We start from the raw sequence: 16600 nt of genomic DNA on the forward strand, positions 1-16600 counted from the left end.
CCGGAGATTGCAGAATTCATATGACTGAAATCGCAAAGCCGCTCTTCGGCCACCCCTGGATCTTCATCCGCGGCGTGCCCTCCATGCAGTTCCTGCCGCCGGAGGGACCGCTGGAAGTGGCTTTCGCCGGCCGCTCGAATGTCGGTAAATCCTCGCTGATCAACGCTCTCGTCGGTCAGAAGGGTCTGGCGCGGACCTCCAATACGCCCGGACGTACGCAGGAGCTCAACTATTTCGTCCCCGACGGCTATTCCGGCGAGGGCGGCGATCTGCCGCCGATGGCGCTGGTCGATATGCCGGGCTACGGTTATGCGCAGGCACCGAAGGAGCAGGTGGATAGCTGGACGAAGCTCGTTTTCGACTATCTGCGCGGCCGCGCAACGCTGAAGCGTGTCTATGTACTGATCGACAGCCGCCACGGCATCAAGAAGAATGACGATGACGTCCTGACGCTGCTCGACAAAGCCGCCGTTTCCTACCAGATCGTGCTGACCAAGACGGACAAGATCAAGGCGCCTGCCGTGCCGAAACTGATTGCCGAAACGTCGGAAAAGATCCGCAAGCGGCCGGCCGCCTATCCCGCCGTGCTCTCTACCTCCTCGGAAAAGAATGAGGGGCTGGACGAGCTGCGACAGGCGATCGCCGAGACCGTCGGCATCAGCAACTGGAAATAAAAGAGGCGCCAGAAAAGCGCCTCCAGTCGCGGCTGGTACCAGGCTTTACATCTTAGGCAGCAGCACCTTGTCTATGACGTGGATCACGCCGTTCGACTGTTTGACGTCGGCAATGGTGACGTGGGCGACACTGCCATTTTCATCCGTCAGCGTAATCTTGCCCATGCTTTCCTTTGCCTTGAGCACGCAGCCGCCGACCGTCTTGATGTCGTGCTCGCCGCCGTCATCCTTGATCATCTTGGCGACGGTCGTAGACATCGCATCGGCAGCAACGACATGGCAGGTCAGGATTTTGACGAGCTTATCCTTGTTTTCCGGCTTCAGCAGCGTGTCGACGGTGCCTTTCGGCAGGGCAGCGAAGGCTTCATTGGTCGGAGCGAAGACGGTAAAAGGGCCTTTACCTTCCAGCGTGCCGACAAGGCCGGCGGCCTTCACGGCAGCAACCAGCGTGGTGTGATCCTTGGATTTGACTGCGTTATCGACGATATTCTTGTTCGCATACATCGCAGCACCGCCGACCATCGGGTTCTTGGCTTCAACGGCGAAAGCGACTGCGGAAAAGGCGGCCGCGAGTGCTATGGCACGCAATAAGGACTTGATCATGATTTTCTCCTCTGCACCCGGCGCAGTCGCCGGCCCAATGCCCTGCGCCGCCCGGATATCAGCAACTACGGAAGACGCTGCAGAAGAGTTTCAGGAAAAGATCTTTATCTACGGCCGATGGAGCGCACCGCTGGCAAGAACAGGACCGGTCGGCTGATGAGTGGGGGAGCCGCCGAATGGCTCCAGGCTGACGGCAAGTGTCGCGCCATCGGAAATCTGGCCGCGCAAATCCGTCGGGATCACTAGTTCACCATCCATTCCCGGCTGGAAAACGCCAAGGGAACGAGGCGTGCCGCTGCCAGGTACCAGCCAAAGCTCAAGAGATTTCTCCTCGGGCTTGCCGGCCGCAACCGGGACGATCTTCAGCCGGCCGCTCTGGATTTGATAAGATGCTGCCAAATTGACCTGATTGTTCTGCCCTGAAAGTTCCGCGATCAGCGGCCGCGCTGCCGGAGGCTGCGGCACAAGGCCCGAGGCAAAGGCGATCACGCCGAGCGTGACGGCAAGCGAGGCAAATGCCAGCGATCGCCAGAAAACGGCGGAATTCCAGAGGCCATGCGAAAAGCGCGGCACACTTTCTGCGTCGGCGAAAAGGCGCGCTTCGATCTGCTTGAAGGTCTCACGGCCGGGTGCGGCCGTGCCGTATTCGTCATTGAAGCTGGAGAGATTGACCTCCCAGCGGCTGACGATGGCGGCAAACTGTCGATCGCGGCGCATGCGCTCCTCGACGATCCTGCGATCTTGAAGAGAGAGGACGCCAAGCACATATTCGCCGGCGAGAACCTCATCCCGGGAGCGGTCTCCCTTGCTTCTGTCGGGCGATGTCATCGTTCCATGCACTCTCTCAGTTTCAGCAGGCTGCGTCTTAGCCATGTCCGCATCGTATTCAGCGGGATACCAAACTGATCGGCCAGTTCCCGATAGCTTAGTCCTTCGACATATGCTCGCTTCACCGCGACCGCACGATCAGCTTCCAACTCTTCCATGCAGGTGTCAATCCGCCTTCCTTCATCCCCTATCACGACTTGCGCTTCGGGATCGGGACCGGCATCGGCAAGATCAAGCATGCTGTCGACTTCGTCGGCAACTGGCTTGCGCGCCCTGATCGCATCGATCGACTGATTGCGGGCGATTGCCGCGAGCCAGGCGGCCGATGTCAAAGAGCCGGCCGTAAACGCACCTGCGCGCTGCCATATCTTGATATAGACTTCCTGCAGCACCTCCTCAGCCTCGTTCCTGTTTCCAAGAATACGAAGGCAGATTGCCAGAAGTTTCGGACTGGTCTGGTTATAGAGAGCGGCGAAAGCCTTGCGGTCGCCGAGCGCTACGCGGCCAATCAAATCTGCAAAATCGCCAGTCATGTCGCCCTCGAATGAACGATTTCAGGTTCAATAGTTTCAATACGAGCTGGCAGGTTCCCAGGCCGGCCATAGATACAAAAAACTATTGCATGCCGGATTATTCCCTCTGTCAAAAACTTGAGATAAAAGGCCGCCATCAATCCGCGGGGTCCCCATGAACGAGTCCGAAAGCGAAATCCAGGCACGTCTTCTCGCACAGGCGCTGCCCTTCATGCAACGTTACGAAAACAAGACGATCGTCGTGAAGTACGGCGGCCATGCCATGGGCAATCCCGAACTCGGCAAGGCCTTTGCCAGCGATATCGCGCTTCTGAAGCAGTCCGGCGTCAACCCGATCGTCGTGCATGGCGGCGGCCCGCAGATCGGCGCCATGCTGACGAAGATGGGCATCGAATCCAAATTCGAGGGCGGCCTGCGCGTTACCGACCAGAAGACGGTCGAGATCGTCGAAATGGTTCTCGCCGGCTCCATCAACAAGGAGATCGTCGCGCTCATCAACCAGACCGGCGAATGGGCGATCGGCCTCTGCGGCAAGGACGGCAACATGGTCTTTGCCGAAAAGGCGCGCAAAACCGTCAAGGACCCCGATTCCAACATCGAGCGTGTGCTCGATCTAGGCTTCGTCGGCGAAGTCGTGGAAGTGGACCGCACGCTGCTCGATCTTCTCGCCCGCTCCGAGATGATCCCGGTCATTGCGCCGGTTGCTCCGGGCCGCGACGGCGCGACCTATAATATCAACGCCGACACGTTTGCCGGTGCGATTGCCGGCGCGCTGAACGCCACCCGACTGCTGTTCCTGACGGATGTGCCCGGCGTGCTCGACAAGCAGGGCAAGCTCATCAAGGAACTTTCCGTTGCAGAAGCACATGCGCTAATTGCCGACGGCACGATTTCTGGCGGCATGATCCCGAAGGTCGAAACCTGCATCGACGCGATCAAGGCCGGCGTGCAGGGCGTCGTCATCCTGAATGGCAAGACCGCCCATTCCGTGCTGCTCGAAATCTTCACCGAACATGGCGTCGGTACGCTGATCGTTCCCTGATTACCCAGCGGCGGCGTAGATCGCTGCCGCTGCTTCCTTCAGCTTTTCCATCATGGCCCGGTATGGCCCTGGACCGTAGCTGATGCGCGAGACGCCGAGCCTAGCGAGATCAGCCGGATCGGGGGCGCCTGCCTTCATCATGATATTGACCGGCAGCGTGGAAGCCGCGCAGACTTTCTCGATCAAAGCCGGCTCGATGAGACCAGGTACGAAGAAACCGCTGGCGCCTGCCGCAGCATAGGCCTTGCCGCGCTCAATCGCCGCATCGACCAGACCGGCATGCCTGGACCCATCGCCCTCCTGCAGGAAAAGATCGGTGCGCGCATTGATGAAGAAATCAATGCCCCTTCCCTTCGCCATTTCCCTGATGGCGCGAATGCGCGCTGTCTGGGCCTCGACTGCATGAAGACCGGTTTCGCCTACCTTTTGATCCTCGAAATTGATACCGACGACGCCAGTATCAAGCAGCTTTGCGACATTGGCCGCTGCACCAGCTGGCTCCGTCGAATAGCCGCCTTCGAAATCGACAGAAAGCGGCAGATCGTTGACGGCGGTGATTGACCGTGCCGTCTCGATGAGCACGTCCATCGGCAGCTTCTGGCCATCGCCATAACCATGGGCGGCTGCAACGGACCAGCTGCCGGTCGCAAGCGCCTTTGCGCCGGCTTCCGTCACGGCTTTGGCCGTTCCAGCATCCCAGATGTTGTATAGAATGACGGGGCTGCCCTTGCGATGCAGCTTGCCGAAAATCTCGGCCTTCTCAGCCTGATTCATGCCGTCCTCTCCATCTTGTGTGTACTGATCTTTTCCTCGTGCCGCAGCAGCCATTGCTTGCGCCAGAGCCCGCCGCCATAACCTGTCAACGATCCATCCGCACCCAAGATGCGATGGCAGGGCACGATAATGGCGAGCTGGTTGGCGCCGTTGGCGCGGCCGACGGCACGCACGACTTCGGGCCGCTCCATTTCCCTCGCGAGATCGCCGTAGGCACGTGTCTGACCGACCGGGATTTCTATGAGCTTTGCCCAGACATGTTTTTCGAAGGGCGTGCCTCCAAGAGCCAGCGGCGTCTTGAAGACGGTCAGCCGCCCCTCGAAATAATTCCTGATTTCAGCCTCGATCTGATCTATCGGCGACGTGCGGCCGATTGCGACAGAGGAACGGACGCGCTTCTGCAGCGCGTCGAGTTCAGTCGGCAGCGCCCTACGGTCGTGAAATTCGAGAAGGTGCAGATGCGTCTTGTCGGCAACCGCGATCATCGGCCCGAGGGGCGTGTCGAACCAGTCGGCAAAGAGCAGTTCGCGGTTCTGCGAGAGCGCTGGTGCCTGGCCGACGAGGCGCTGGAAGGCTACCCGGAAGCCACTCGGCGACTCATATCCCGCGTCGAACTGCGCATCGATGACACGTGCGCCATCGGCCAATTGCCGGGCAGCTTCGCCAAGCCGGCGATAACGGACGATATCGTGGAATGTCATGCCAAGCGCCCGCTTGAAGGCACGGCGCACAGTCGAAGGATGATGGCCCCGGCGAATGAGCTCATCTTCGGTCCAGCGCACGTGCGGCTCGTTGTCGAGCCGCGCCAGCAGTTCGTCGACGATCGGCTCCCGGCCGGGCTGTTCCAGCGGCCTGCAGCGTTGGCAAGGGCGAAACCCGGAATGGATGCAGGCGGCGATCGTATCGAAGAAGATCGTGTTTTCGCGCTTCGGCTTGCGCGCGGGGCAGGTCAGACGGCAGAAAATGCCTGTCGTCTTCACGCAGACGTAGGCCTGGCCCTCATAATCGGCGCTGCGAGCGATCAGGGCGTCATAAAGCGTATCATCATTGGGGCGTTCGAAAAGCATGTCCGCTTTCTAGCATCCCGAACCTCAACCGTCCGCCGAAAATCGGGCGTCTATTTTTCTCTTCGTGATTTTCTTAGTGCGGCAGCCATGCCATAAGGGCAGCCATGACAAAGATTGACCGCACGCCCAGCAAGAACGATTTCGAGCATGTAACCGAATGGGTCTTCGACCTCGACAACACGCTCTACCCGCATCACATCAATCTTTTCGCCCAGATCGACAAGAACATGACAGCCTATGTCTCGGCCCTCCTGCAAATGGAGCATGACGAGGCCCGCAAACTGCAGAAGCAATACTATCTTGAACATGGGACAACGCTGCAAGGCCTGATGATCCATCACGGGATCGATCCTAACGATTTTCTCGAAAAGGCCCATGCCATCGACTATTCCGCGCTGACCCCACAGCCGGAACTTGCCGAAGCCATCAAGGCCCTGCCGGGGCGCAAGTTCATCTTCACCAATGGCAGTGTCAGGCATGCGCAGGCGACGGCCAGCGCGCTCGGCATTCTCGATCATTTCGACGATATTTTCGATATCGTTGCGGCCGACTACCTGCCAAAGCCGGCACAGGCGACCTATGACAAATTCACGGCGCTCGAGAAACTCGAAACCGGCAAGGCGGCGATGTTTGAGGATCTGCCGCGCAATTTGACGGTGCCGAAGGCGCTCGGCATGCAAACCGTTCTGCTCGTGCCGCGCAATCTGGAAGAGACTGTCGTCGAATGGTGGGAGCGGACGAGCGGCGAGGACGATCACATCGACTTCGTCACCGACGATCTCGCTGATTTCCTGAAGAAGATTACTGCCTGACTTACCAAAATTTCATCCATCTTACAGATGTTTAATTGGGCCGTGACGCGGTTCGGTCCTACCTTTCGTAGCGAGGGACATTCTACGAAAGGACGCACTGATATGTATCGCAACAAGCTTATCCTGACGGCGCTTTCTTCTGTTCTTCTACTCGGCGGAGCCGCCGGGGCCAGCTTCGCAGCAGCGGGCGATCAGCCTAATCGTCCGCCTCACCAGGGGAAGATGGAGCATGGCATGATGGGCGGACCGCGCGGCGCCGCCTTCCGCGAAATCGCCTTTGTACGCATGCTGAAGCAGTTCGACGCCAATAAGGACGGACAGGTCTCCAAGCAGGAGGCAACCGACGGCATGGAGAAGATCTTTGCCGCCATTGACACGAACCATGACGGATCCCTAACTCCGGGGGAAATCCGCGAATACCGTCAGGCCCAGTTCAAGGCTCGCCGCGAAGCTGCCTCGGCCAAACAAGGCGATGCGGACGCGGATGCAACAGCTCCGAAGATGGCCGATAACAATGACCGTGGCCGGCCCGATCGCGACGGTCGTCATGGAAGGCACATGCGGATCATGAGCGCTTCACTGATGATGCATCGCATCGATACGGATGAAAACGGCCAGATCAGCAAACAAGAGGCGGAAACCGCCTTCAACAAGTTCTTCGATCGCATGGACCGTAACAAGGACGGTGTGATTTCGATCGACGATATGCCGGACCAGCCTTTTCTCTAAGAGGAAGTGATTGTCTCTTCCTTAATATCGCGAGGGGTTTGCCCCTTACCCAGAGCCCTCTTCCCTTCTACGGGGAGAGGGTTTTTCGTGGCAGTTTCTCGAAGGTGAAGCTCACGAAGCAAATGCCACCGGCCTATGTGGCACTGCTCTGCTCCCGGTGCTCGTAAGCGCCCTGCACGATCTCCCAGGCCTCGTCGGCCGTGTCGACGAAGCTGATCAGGTTCACGTCTTCAGGCGCGATCGTACCGAATTCGGCAAGCGCTTCGAAATTGATGATACTACGCCAGAATTTCGAGCCAAAGAGCAGCAGCGGGATGCGCTCCATGCGGCCGGTCTGGATCAGCGTCAGGCACTCGAAGAATTCATCCAGCGTGCCGAAACCTCCGGGAAAGACTGCAACCGCCTTGGCGCGTAGCATGAAATGCATCTTACGGATCGCGAAATAGTGGAAATTGAAGCTGAGCTCCGGTGTCACATAGGCATTCGGCGCCTGCTCATGCGGCAACACGATGTTGAGGCCGATAGAAGGGGCACCCTCATCAGCCGCGCCGCGGTTACCAGCTTCCATGACGCCGGGGCCGCCGCCGGTGACGACGACATATTCGTGGAAATCGAAGCCGGCCGAGTAACGTGAGCACAAACGGGCGAATTTGCGGGCCTCATCGTAATAAACCGATGCTGCTTCGAGGTTTGCACGCTGGGTCTCGTTGCGGGCTGCCCAGGCGCTCTGGCCGGGGGCCGGAATACGGGCGCCGCCGAACATGACGACGGTTGACGTGATGCCGCGCTCGGCCATCATCATCTCCACCTTCAGCAGTTCAAGCTGCAGGCGGATCGGGCGAAGCTCCTCACGGCAGAGGAAATCCTCGTCCACATAGGCCAGGCGATAGGCCGGCGAGAGCGTCTGTGGCGTTTTTGGAACCGCTTCCGCACGCTGCTTGTCGCTCGAACTGCTCTTCAGCGGATCCCAGACGCTGTCCTTGCGCCCCGCGCCGCCGTTTCTTGCCTTCGCCATGTCGAAATGCCTTTCAGTATCACCGGTCACAAGTGATCGGATATGTCGCTATAACGCCTTGAATCCAGATATGATCTTGTCCGAAAAATCATTCCATTTTACGGGCGCATGCTGTAGATCGGGTGACAGCCCGCCAACCGCAATTCCGGAGACTCCGTCGTCTCCACGATAAAGATCGAAGTTTAAGGAATTCTCATGAGCGCCACTGACCTCGCATCCCTCGAAAAGACCATCGAAACCGCCTTCGACAATCGCGATAATGTGAACACGTCGACCAAAGGCGAAGTCCGCGATGCGGTCGAGGCTGCTCTCAATCTGCTCGACGGGGGCAAGGCACGTGTGGCCGAACGCGGTGCCGATGGCGCCTGGAAAGTCAATCAATGGCTGAAGAAAGCCGTACTGCTCTCTTTCCGCCTCAATGATATGGAAGTGGTCAAGGGCGGTCCCGGCCAGTCAACCTGGTGGGATAAGGTTCCGTCGAAGTTCGAAGGCTGGGGCGAAAACCAGTTCCGCGCCGCCGGCTTCCGCGCCGTGCCGAACGCCGTCGTGCGTCGCTCTGCTTACATCGCTCCGAATGCGATCCTGATGCCATCCTTCGTCAACCTCGGCGCCTATGTCGGCGAAGGCACGATGGTCGACACCTGGGCGACAGTCGGTTCCTGCGCACAAATCGGCAAGCATGTGCATCTTTCCGGCGGCGTCGGCATCGGCGGCGTTCTGGAGCCGATGCAGGCTGGCCCGACCATCATCGAGGACAATTGCTTCATCGGCGCCCGCTCGGAAGTCGTTGAAGGCTGCATCGTGCGTGAAGGCTCGGTACTCGGCATGGGTGTCTTCATCGGCAAGTCCACCAAGATCGTTGACCGCGCCACCGGCGAAATCACCTATGGTGAAGTACCGCCCTATTCCGTCGTCGTCGCAGGCTCGCTGCCGTCGGACAAGACGATGGCGAATGGCCAGCCCGCACCGAGCCTCTATTGCGCTGTCATCGTCAAGCGCGTCGATAAACAGACCCGTTCGAAGACGGGCATCAATGAACTGCTCAGGGATTGATGACAGTCCGGAATTGATCCGGTAAACAGTCGGCGTCTTTTTGGGCAAGACGGCCCGCGCCTTGCCACGTCTTTGCCATTCCCACCGGATAATTCCACCGCCATGACCGCCACGAATCCTGTTGCCAATCTTCAGACGTTGATCCGCTGCCCGTCCGTGACGCCGGCGGAAGGTGGAGCGCTTTCGGCGCTGGAAGCTATGCTTTCGCCGCTCGGCTTCAAGGTCGAGCGAATGGTTGCGGCGGAAGCTGGCACGCCCGATGTCGAAAACCTCTATGCCCGTTTCGGGACGGATGGCCCGCATTTGATGTTCGCAGGCCACACCGACGTCGTGCCCGTCGGCGACGAAGGTGCCTGGACGCATCCGCCCTTTGCCGCCGAGATCGCTAATGGTGAGCTTTTCGGCCGCGGCGCGGTCGACATGAAGGGCGGCATTGCCTGCTTTGCAGCAGCCGTTGCCCGTCATATCGAAAAGTATGGTGCGCCGAAGGGTTCGATTTCCTTCCTGATCACCGGCGACGAGGAAGGCCCATCGATCAACGGTACGGTCAAGGTTCTGCAATGGGCGGCTGAACGCGGCGAGACCTGGGATGCCTGCCTCGTCGGCGAACCGACCAATCCGAACAAGCTCGGCGACATGATCAAGATCGGCCGGCGCGGCTCGCTCTCCGGCAAGATCGTCGTGCATGGCGTGCAGGGCCATGCCGCCTACCCGCACCTCGCCGACAATCCGGTGCGCGGCATGCTGCAGCTGACCCAGGCGTTGATGGATCCACCCTTCGACGCCGGCACCGATAATTTCCAGCCCTCCAACCTCGAAGTGACGACCATCGATGTCGGCAATCCGGCGACGAACGTCATACCGGCCAGGGCTCTGGCAAGCTTCAACATTCGATTCAACGACAGCTGGACGGCGGATACGTTGCGGGCCGAGATCATCCGGCGCCTTGATGCGGCCGCCGCAGATGGCGCATTGAGGCCGAGCCGCGAGCCGGTGAAATACGAGATCATTTGGGCCGATCGGCCGAGCCACGTTTTCCTGACGCGTAACAATGCGCTGATCGCCTCATTGTCCTCGGCGGTTGAGAGCGTCACAGGTGCATCGCCTGTTCTGTCGACCACGGGCGGCACCTCGGATGCGCGCTTCATCAAGGATTATTGCCCGGTCGTGGAATTCGGTCTTGTCGGCAAGACCATGCACATGGTCGATGAACGGGTCGCCGTTGCGGATCTGGAGACGCTGACAGCGATCTACGAGACCTTCGTCGAGCGTTGGTTTGAGAATGCCGGGGTTTGAGAATGCCGGGCTTTAGAGAGGTTCAATATTATCTCGCCGGCATCTGGTTGCTAATCAAGCTCGATCCGCGCGGTTTTCGCTTCCTCGATATATCGGACCGCGGCGTCAACCGTTCCTTCTGGGCAATCGTCTGGTGCTTGCCACCGACAGGAATTTCCTGGCTCGCGTTGCGTAACGGCTATCTCAGATCGATGCCGCCGGAGGCTGATGTAAGCTATCCCTTCTATTTTCGGCTAGGGCTTATCGAACTTAGCAACTGGATCGTGCCGCTGATCTTTGTTGGCCTGCTGCTGCTTGCTTTGCGCATGGGGGAGCGTTTCGCGCCTGTCGTCGTCGGCGTCAACTGGCTCAACGTGCCGCTCGCCTACATCAACGGATTGTTGCTGGCACTTGTCTTCTTCATCCCGAGCTTGATCGACATCGTGCGATTGCTGCTGCTCGTTTTGGTGCTGGCTCAAATTTTCGTGCTGACACGCGTTCTAAGAATGATCTGCCACGGGCAAGTCCTGATGGTCAGCGCGCTAACTCTGGCGCTGATAGTGCCGTCGATGATCGTGTCGGATTATCTGTTCAACTTCCTCAGCATATCCTCAGGGTAATCAGCGCGGATTGACGACTTCACCGTCCTCCTTGATGAATATTCCGACATCGGGATTGGGAAAAATCTCCGGCACGGCTTTGGGCGGGTGGCAGGCTCACGCCCCTCTCCATCACCACGATCGGTCGGTTTATCGGATGCGGGTCATCGCCAACCTATTGCGCGACGTGCCGCATGCGGGATTATGATAGATCGTCACCGTCATCGTTTTCATCCCCCTCTTTGCGGCGATCGGTAATCACCTCGGGATAGTCAACCTGCATGAAATAGAGCCCGTCCGGCGGCGCCACAGGTCCGCAGGCCTTGCGATCGCGTGCGTCGAGGGCCGCCCGCACATCGTCAGGCGTCCACTTGCCCTCGCCGGCGAGCTTCAGAGTTCCGGCGAAGGAGCGAATCTGATTGTGCAGGAAGCTCTGAGCGGTGGCGCGGATCTCGACCAGTTCGCCGTTACGCGTCACATCCAGCCGGTCGAGCGTGCGCAGCGGGCTGCTTGCCTGACAGTGCGCTGAGCGGAAGGTGGAAAAATCGTGCCTGCCGACGAGCGTCTGGGCTGCAGCATGCATGGCCTCGTGATCGAGCACCTTCGGCACCCACCAAGCCTTGCCTGCTTCCAACGCCAGCGGCGCCCGGCGACTGATGATGCGATAGAGATAATGCCGGCGAAGCGCGGAAAAGCGGGCGTCGAAGAATTCGCTCGCAACTTCTACATTCAGGATCGCCACCGTTTCGCCAGCGAGCTTCAGATGGGCGTTCAGCGCATTCTGCAGCTTGAAGGGTGACCAGTCCTTCGAGAGGTCGGCGTGGATGACTTGCCCCATAGCATGAACGCCGGAATCGGTGCGCCCGGCGCCACGGACGGAAACGGTATCGCCTGATGCCGAGAAAATCGCCCGTTCAATCGCGCCCTGCACGGACGGTCCATTGTCCTGTCGCTGCCAGCCGACATAGGGGCCGCCGTCATATTCGACGATCATGCGGTATCGCGGCATCAGGCGAGCCTCGTACCCGCAGCAAGCGGCGTACCGCGCAGGAAGTCGGCAGCGGCGAGCGGCTTGCCACCGGCTTTCTGAAGCTTTGTGAGGCGGACGGCGCCTGCGCCGCAGGCGATCACAAGATCGTCCGTCAGAAGCGTGCCGGCTGCCCCCTCACCCGTCGCGAGTTCTGAGCCGAGCACCTTGACGCGTTCCATCTTGCCGTTGCTCTCAAGTTCGAACCAGGCACCTGGGGACGGTGCGAGACCGCGAATATGATTGTGGACGTCCTTGGCGTCGCGGCTAAAATCGATGCGCGTTTCCGACTTATCGATCTTGGCGGCATAGAGCACGCCTTCGGCCGGTTGGGGGGTGAGCGGCAGGTCGTTCATCTCCAGCTTGACCATGGCTTCAGCCATCGCCTTCGCGCCTGTTTGCATAAGCCTGTCATGCAGTTCGCCGGCTGTCATATTGGGACCGATCTCGACTTCGCGCGTCAGCGCCACGTCGCCGGTATCGAGACCCTTGTCCATCTTCATGATCATCATACCGGTCTTTGTATCGCCGGCCATGATCGCCCGCTGGATGGGAGCGGCACCGCGCCAGCGCGGCAGTAGTGAGGCATGGCCGTTGTAGCAGCCATACCGCGTGCCATTGAGGATGGCTTCGGGCAACAGTAGACCATAGGCGACGACGACGCCGACGTCAGCGCTCAGCGCACGGAAGCGCTCACGCTCCACGGAGTCTTTGAAATTAACCGGCGTGAAGACCGGCAGGCCGAGCAGTTCGGCCGCCTGATGCACCGGCGATTTCTGAAGATCGAGCCCCCGTCGTCCGCCGGGTCGCGGTGGCTGGGTATAGACGGCGACGATCTGGTGGCCGGCTTCGACGAGCAGGCGCAGCGTCGAGACGGAAAAATCGGGCGTGCCCATGAAAACGATACGAAGAGACATTCTATCTCGCCAATTGAGGATCAACCGTCTTCAAACGGTTTGCCGGCTTACAATCAAGCCCGCTCGAAATCTATCGTATCACCGCTGCTATTCGGTTCAGAGCGCCTTGGATTTTGCAGCCTTGGTGAACTTCTTGATCACCATGTCGCGCTTCAGCCGCGAAATGTGATCGATGAAGAGCACACCGTTCAAGTGATCGATCTCATGCTGCAGGCAGGTCGCCAGAAGGCCATCCGCCTCTACGCTCTGTTCCTTGCCTTCACGGTTCAGATATTTGACCGTGACCTTCGCAGGGCGCTCGACTTCCGCATAATAGTCGGGAATGGACAGGCAGCCTTCCTCATAGACGGAGCGGTCTTCCGAGGAACTGACGATCTCCGGATTGATGAAGACGAGCGGCTGCTTCTCCTCACCTTCCTTTGCGAGGTCGATGACCAGCATGCGGCGCGGCAGACCGATCTGGATCGCGGCAAGGCCAATGCCTGGCGCGTCATACATAGTTTCCAGCATGTCGTCGGCCAGACGCTGGAGATCGGCGTCGACCCGTTCGATCGGCTTGGAAACCTGACGGAGGACGGGATCGGGAAGAATGATGAGTGGCTTGATGGTCATGGCGTTCCCATAACGCATCTTTTCACGCTAGGGAATCATCCGCCGGGCAGGGATTGCGGTTTTTTGCAGCACCTGCCCGAATTTTTCTCTCGATTACTCAGGCCGCGCGGCGAGCGGCAGTGGTACCCTGCCGGCTTTCGGCGCGCGCGCGGAAACGCTGCAGCAGTTCGACGAGGTTTTCGACCTCATCTTTCAGCCTGCGGGTTTCGGCCGAGGTACGCTCCACCATGCTGGAATTCTGCTGGGTGATCGTATCCATGTTGCGGATCGCGATGCTCACCTCGTTCACGCCCGTCGCCTGATCGCGGGCAGCGGCGGCGATATCGGCGACGAAGCGATTGATGATATCGATGCGGCTGATCATGTCACTCAGCGCCTCCCCGGTGCTGCTGACGATGTTCACACCTTCGTTCACCTGCGTCGAGCTTTCCGAAATCAGGTTCTTGATCTCCTTGGCAGCATCGGCCGTGCGCTGAGCGAGCTGGCGGACTTCCTGTGCGACGACGGCAAAGCCCTTGCCGGCATCACCGGCACGTGCGGCCTCGACACCGGCATTCAGCGCCAGCAGGTTCGTCTGGAAGGCGATCTCGTCGATGACGCCGATGATCTTGGCGATCTCGGTGGAAGACTTCTCGATGCCTGCCATGGCGGAAACGGCGCTGGTGACAAGCTCGCCAGAGTTCTTGGCCTTCTCCTGCGTTTCACGAACGGCACCGGATGCCTTCTCGGCATTGGCGGCGGTCTGGCTGACGCTGACGGAAAGCTGCTGCAGCGCCGCCGAGCTTTCCTCGACACCAGCTGCCTGCTGAGCAGTACGCAAGGCGAGATCGTCGCCGGCCTTGGAGATCACATCGGCGCCTTCGAGAATGTGACTGGAGGTCGTACGAACAGAGGTGAAGCCCTCACGGAGCGCGCTGACAGCCCTGTTGTAGTCTTCGGCCATTCCACGGAAATTGCCCGGCAAGTCGGAAGGAATCGTTGCTTCGAGGTCCCCACGCGACAGAGCTTCGAGACCACGGCGCAGATGCTCTAACGCTAAGGCCTGATCGGCTTCGGCACGAACCCGCTCATCCTCCAGCAAACGACGCTTTTCGTCGAGCGCATCCAGATAGACCGAGATCGAATAATCCATGTCGAGCATTGCTGCCTTAATGACTGCCGTCAGCTTTTCGGCAAGCGCCTTTCCCTGTTGGCGGGCAAAGAGAGAGGGCCATTGCCTTTCCATCAGACCGCGGACGAGATCCGACATGACCAGCGCATAGCCGCCAATATACCAGCGCGGCTCCAGGCCGATACGGGCATGGGTGCGGCCGACAGCTGTGACGCCGTTCACATAGCTCTGGTCGAAATTGCCGCCTGAAAGATTGCCCCAATGTTCCTGCTGGCGCTTTTTGGCGTGGCCCATATGCGCTCTGTCTGAAAAGAAGCCAGAGACAGCCGGCGTTTTAGCAAGCTTGTTGTAAAACTTGTCCAGGGCACCGCCGAGGAGCTCCGAGATCGTCGGGCGCAGTTCCCGCAGGTTCTTGCGTGCCTCGTCGTCGAGCTCAATGAAGTCAAGGCGCTGCCGGAGGGCATTGTCGGTCTGCTGGGAAGTCATGGGGGATCTCTATCTGGCGCGAATGCGGAGGGATAACGGCGCCAGATTTGGCGAATATGGTTGAGCAATCGTTAAACGCATCGCTAATTTTTCTTCTGTTACAGCGAAGTAGCCGAAAGCAGGCGAAAATGCCAACGTGGATTGTTCACGTTTTGATCTGGATATCGCTGGGCATTTTGTTATGGTGCGATATGACCATGACACCCGACTCACTCACCATTTCCTTGCCCATGCTGAGCCCTGGCGTGCTTGCGATCGCCGGCGGCGCGCTCGCCGTCATCATTCTCGTGACGATTGTGTTTGCGCTGCGCAATGCCGGCATTCGTCGCGAGGAAGCAGAAGAGGCCAATCTTCGCGCTATGGAAAGCGAAGCGCGCATGGCCGAGCTTCTGAAGATCCAGGCCGAGATGCAGGGGCGCATCTCGACGATGGCCGAGGTCTTCGGCTCGAGGCAGGCCGAACTCAATCAGGCAATCAACCTGCGGCTCGACGGCATGTCGCAGCGCATGAACTCAACGTTGACCGAGCAAACGAAATCGACGCATGATAACCTGCAAAAGCTGCAGGAGCGTCTGGCTGTCATCGATGCGGCCCAAAGCAATATCCAGACGCTCGCCAAGGATGTCGTCGGGCTGCAGGCCATCCTCTCCAACAAGCAGACGCGTGGCGCCTTCGGTCAGTCGCGCATGGAGACTATTGTTGCCGACGGTCTGCCCATTGGCGCCTATGCCTTCCAGCAGACGCTTTCCAACGGCTCACGTCCGGACTGCACGATCCGGATGCCGAACGGCGCGCCGCCGCTGGTCATCGATGCGAAATTTCCGCTCGAAGCCTGGAACGCAATCCGCGATGCCGGTGGGCCTGACGACAGCAAGCTTGCCGCCCAGCAGTTTCGCCGCGACATGGAAGTGCACATAAAGGACATTTCCGACAAATATCTGATCCAAGGCGAAACGCAGGATACCGCTTTCCTCTTCGTTCCATCGGAATCGATCTTCGCCGAAATCCATGAGAATTTCGAAGCGATCGTGCAGAAGGCGCATCGTGCGCGCGTCGTCATCGTCTCGCCTTCGCTGCTGATGCTGTCGATCCAGGTCATCCAAGCCGTGCTGAAGGATCAGCGCATGCGGGCGCAGGCGCATGTCATCCAGGGCGAAGTCGCGCTTTTGATGGATGACCTCGGCCGGCTGGACGAGCGCGTCCGTAAGCTGCAGGGACACTTCTCTCAGACGCAGCGCGACGTGGACCAGATTATCACCTCTGCGGACAAGCTCACGAAGCGTGGCGCAAAGATCGAAGCACTGGAATTCGAGGCGGGTGGCGACGGCAAGCCGGTGCGCGAGAATGAGCCGCCACCAAAATCAGTCGAAAGCCGGACCGGCCTGCTCAAGCTCAGAGTGGTTGACGAGGAGTAATCGCTTCGGCAGTGTCGCGACCCAAACA

The 16600-nt window shown here is 59.3% G+C and carries 18 protein-coding genes and 1 pseudogene; 8 read left to right on the forward strand and 11 right to left on the reverse strand.

The window, feature by feature from the left end; all coding sequences use genetic code 11:
• Positions 1-20: 20 nt before the first annotated feature.
• Entirely contained in the window at positions 21-674 is a 654-nt protein-coding gene (gene yihA, locus EV281_RS09495) for a ribosome biogenesis GTP-binding protein YihA/YsxC (protein WP_132652830.1), read from the forward strand.
• A gap of 45 nt (positions 675-719) precedes the next feature.
• Here yihA and EV281_RS09500 read toward each other — a convergent pair whose 3' ends face one another.
• The 3 genes from EV281_RS09500 to EV281_RS09510 form a co-directional block, all read right to left on the reverse strand.
• Positions 720-1277 (reverse strand): fasciclin domain-containing protein, encoded by a 558-nt coding sequence (locus tag EV281_RS09500; RefSeq protein ID WP_132652831.1) that lies wholly within the window; start codon positions 1275-1277, stop codon positions 720-722.
• 108 nt (positions 1278-1385) lie between these two features.
• A complete protein-coding gene (locus tag EV281_RS09505; protein WP_132652832.1) occupies positions 1386-2105 on the reverse strand; it encodes an anti-sigma factor in 720 nt (239 codons plus the stop codon).
• Positions 2102-2638, reverse strand: a complete 537-nt coding sequence (locus EV281_RS09510; RefSeq protein WP_132652833.1) for a sigma-70 family RNA polymerase sigma factor — start codon at positions 2636-2638, stop codon at positions 2102-2104. The genes EV281_RS09505 and EV281_RS09510 overlap by 4 nt, the downstream gene beginning before the upstream one ends.
• Before the next feature lie 154 nt (positions 2639-2792).
• Here EV281_RS09510 and argB point away from each other — a divergent pair, with 154 nt between their 5' ends.
• Positions 2793-3680 carry an acetylglutamate kinase gene (gene argB, locus EV281_RS09515; protein ID WP_037100983.1) on the forward strand — a complete coding sequence of 296 codons (888 nt, stop codon included), beginning with the start codon at positions 2793-2795 and terminating at the stop codon, positions 3678-3680.
• On the opposite strand, the gene EV281_RS09520 is transcribed toward argB, so the two are convergent.
• Together EV281_RS09520 and EV281_RS09525 are read right to left on the reverse strand one after the other, a co-directional pair.
• Positions 3681-4454 carry an isocitrate lyase/phosphoenolpyruvate mutase family protein gene (locus EV281_RS09520; RefSeq protein WP_132652834.1) on the reverse strand — a complete coding sequence of 258 codons (774 nt, stop codon included), beginning with the start codon at positions 4452-4454 and terminating at the stop codon, positions 3681-3683.
• On the reverse strand, positions 4451-5521 hold the full coding sequence (locus EV281_RS09525; protein WP_132652835.1) for a trifunctional transcriptional activator/DNA repair protein Ada/methylated-DNA--[protein]-cysteine S-methyltransferase: 1071 nt from the start codon (positions 5519-5521) through the stop codon (positions 4451-4453). The genes EV281_RS09520 and EV281_RS09525 overlap by 4 nt, the downstream gene beginning before the upstream one ends.
• Positions 5522-5625: 104 nt before the next feature.
• Between EV281_RS09525 and EV281_RS09530 the strand changes: the two genes are divergently transcribed.
• Positions 5626-6333 (forward strand): pyrimidine 5'-nucleotidase, encoded by a 708-nt coding sequence (locus EV281_RS09530; protein ID WP_132652836.1) that lies wholly within the window; start codon positions 5626-5628, stop codon positions 6331-6333.
• 102 nt (positions 6334-6435) lie between these two features.
• Positions 6436-7062, forward strand: coding sequence for an EF-hand domain-containing protein (locus tag EV281_RS09535; RefSeq protein ID WP_132652837.1), 627 nt, complete (start codon positions 6436-6438; stop codon positions 7060-7062).
• Between the two features lie 133 nt (positions 7063-7195).
• Here the strand turns inward: EV281_RS09535 and EV281_RS09540 are convergent, their stop codons facing one another.
• Positions 7196-8077, reverse strand: a complete 882-nt coding sequence (locus EV281_RS09540; RefSeq protein WP_132652838.1) for an LOG family protein — start codon at positions 8075-8077, stop codon at positions 7196-7198.
• Between the two features lie 195 nt (positions 8078-8272).
• Here EV281_RS09540 and dapD point away from each other — a divergent pair, with 195 nt between their 5' ends.
• The 3 genes from dapD (at position 8273) to EV281_RS09555 (ending at position 11025) form a co-directional block, all read left to right on the forward strand.
• On the forward strand, positions 8273-9130 hold the full coding sequence (gene dapD, locus EV281_RS09545) for a 2,3,4,5-tetrahydropyridine-2,6-dicarboxylate N-succinyltransferase (RefSeq protein ID WP_132652839.1): 858 nt from the start codon (positions 8273-8275) through the stop codon (positions 9128-9130).
• 102 nt (positions 9131-9232) lie between these two features.
• Complete coding sequence (gene dapE / locus EV281_RS09550) at positions 9233-10426, forward strand: succinyl-diaminopimelate desuccinylase (protein ID WP_132652840.1); 1194 nt, start codon at positions 9233-9235, stop codon at positions 10424-10426.
• A gap of 2 nt (positions 10427-10428) precedes the next feature.
• The gene (locus EV281_RS09555; protein WP_132652841.1) at positions 10429-11025 is read left to right on the forward strand and encodes a hypothetical protein; all 597 of its coding nucleotides are present in this window, start codon (positions 10429-10431) and stop codon (positions 11023-11025) included.
• 138 nt (positions 11026-11163) lie between these two features.
• Here EV281_RS09555 and EV281_RS31580 read toward each other — a convergent pair.
• The 5 genes and pseudogenes from EV281_RS31580 to EV281_RS09580 form a co-directional block, all read right to left on the reverse strand.
• Positions 11164-11229 (reverse strand): annotated as a pseudogene (locus EV281_RS31580) (arsenate reductase (glutaredoxin)); the annotation flags it as partial.
• Entirely contained in the window at positions 11207-12013 is an 807-nt protein-coding gene (gene truA, locus EV281_RS09565) for a tRNA pseudouridine(38-40) synthase TruA (protein ID WP_132652842.1), read from the reverse strand. The pseudogene EV281_RS31580 and the gene truA, both read right to left, overlap by 23 nt.
• Positions 12013-12948, reverse strand: a complete 936-nt coding sequence (gene fmt / locus EV281_RS09570) for a methionyl-tRNA formyltransferase (RefSeq protein WP_132652843.1) — start codon at positions 12946-12948, stop codon at positions 12013-12015. Before fmt ends, truA begins: the two co-directional genes overlap by 1 nt.
• Before the next feature lie 96 nt (positions 12949-13044).
• Complete coding sequence (def, locus tag EV281_RS09575) at positions 13045-13560, reverse strand: peptide deformylase (RefSeq protein WP_132652844.1); 516 nt, start codon at positions 13558-13560, stop codon at positions 13045-13047.
• 97 nt (positions 13561-13657) lie between these two features.
• Positions 13658-15157: a globin-coupled sensor protein gene (locus tag EV281_RS09580; protein WP_132652845.1), complete on the reverse strand. Its 1500-nt coding sequence runs from the start codon at positions 15155-15157 to the stop codon at positions 13658-13660.
• A gap of 191 nt (positions 15158-15348) precedes the next feature.
• Between EV281_RS09580 and EV281_RS09585 the strand changes: the two genes are divergently transcribed.
• A complete protein-coding gene (locus tag EV281_RS09585; protein ID WP_132652846.1) occupies positions 15349-16572 on the forward strand; it encodes a DNA recombination protein RmuC in 1224 nt (407 codons plus the stop codon).
• Positions 16573-16600 lie beyond the last annotated feature (28 nt).

The organism is Rhizobium sp. BK418 (genome assembly GCF_004341105.1).
Lineage (GTDB): Bacteria > Pseudomonadota > Alphaproteobacteria > Rhizobiales > Rhizobiaceae > Rhizobium.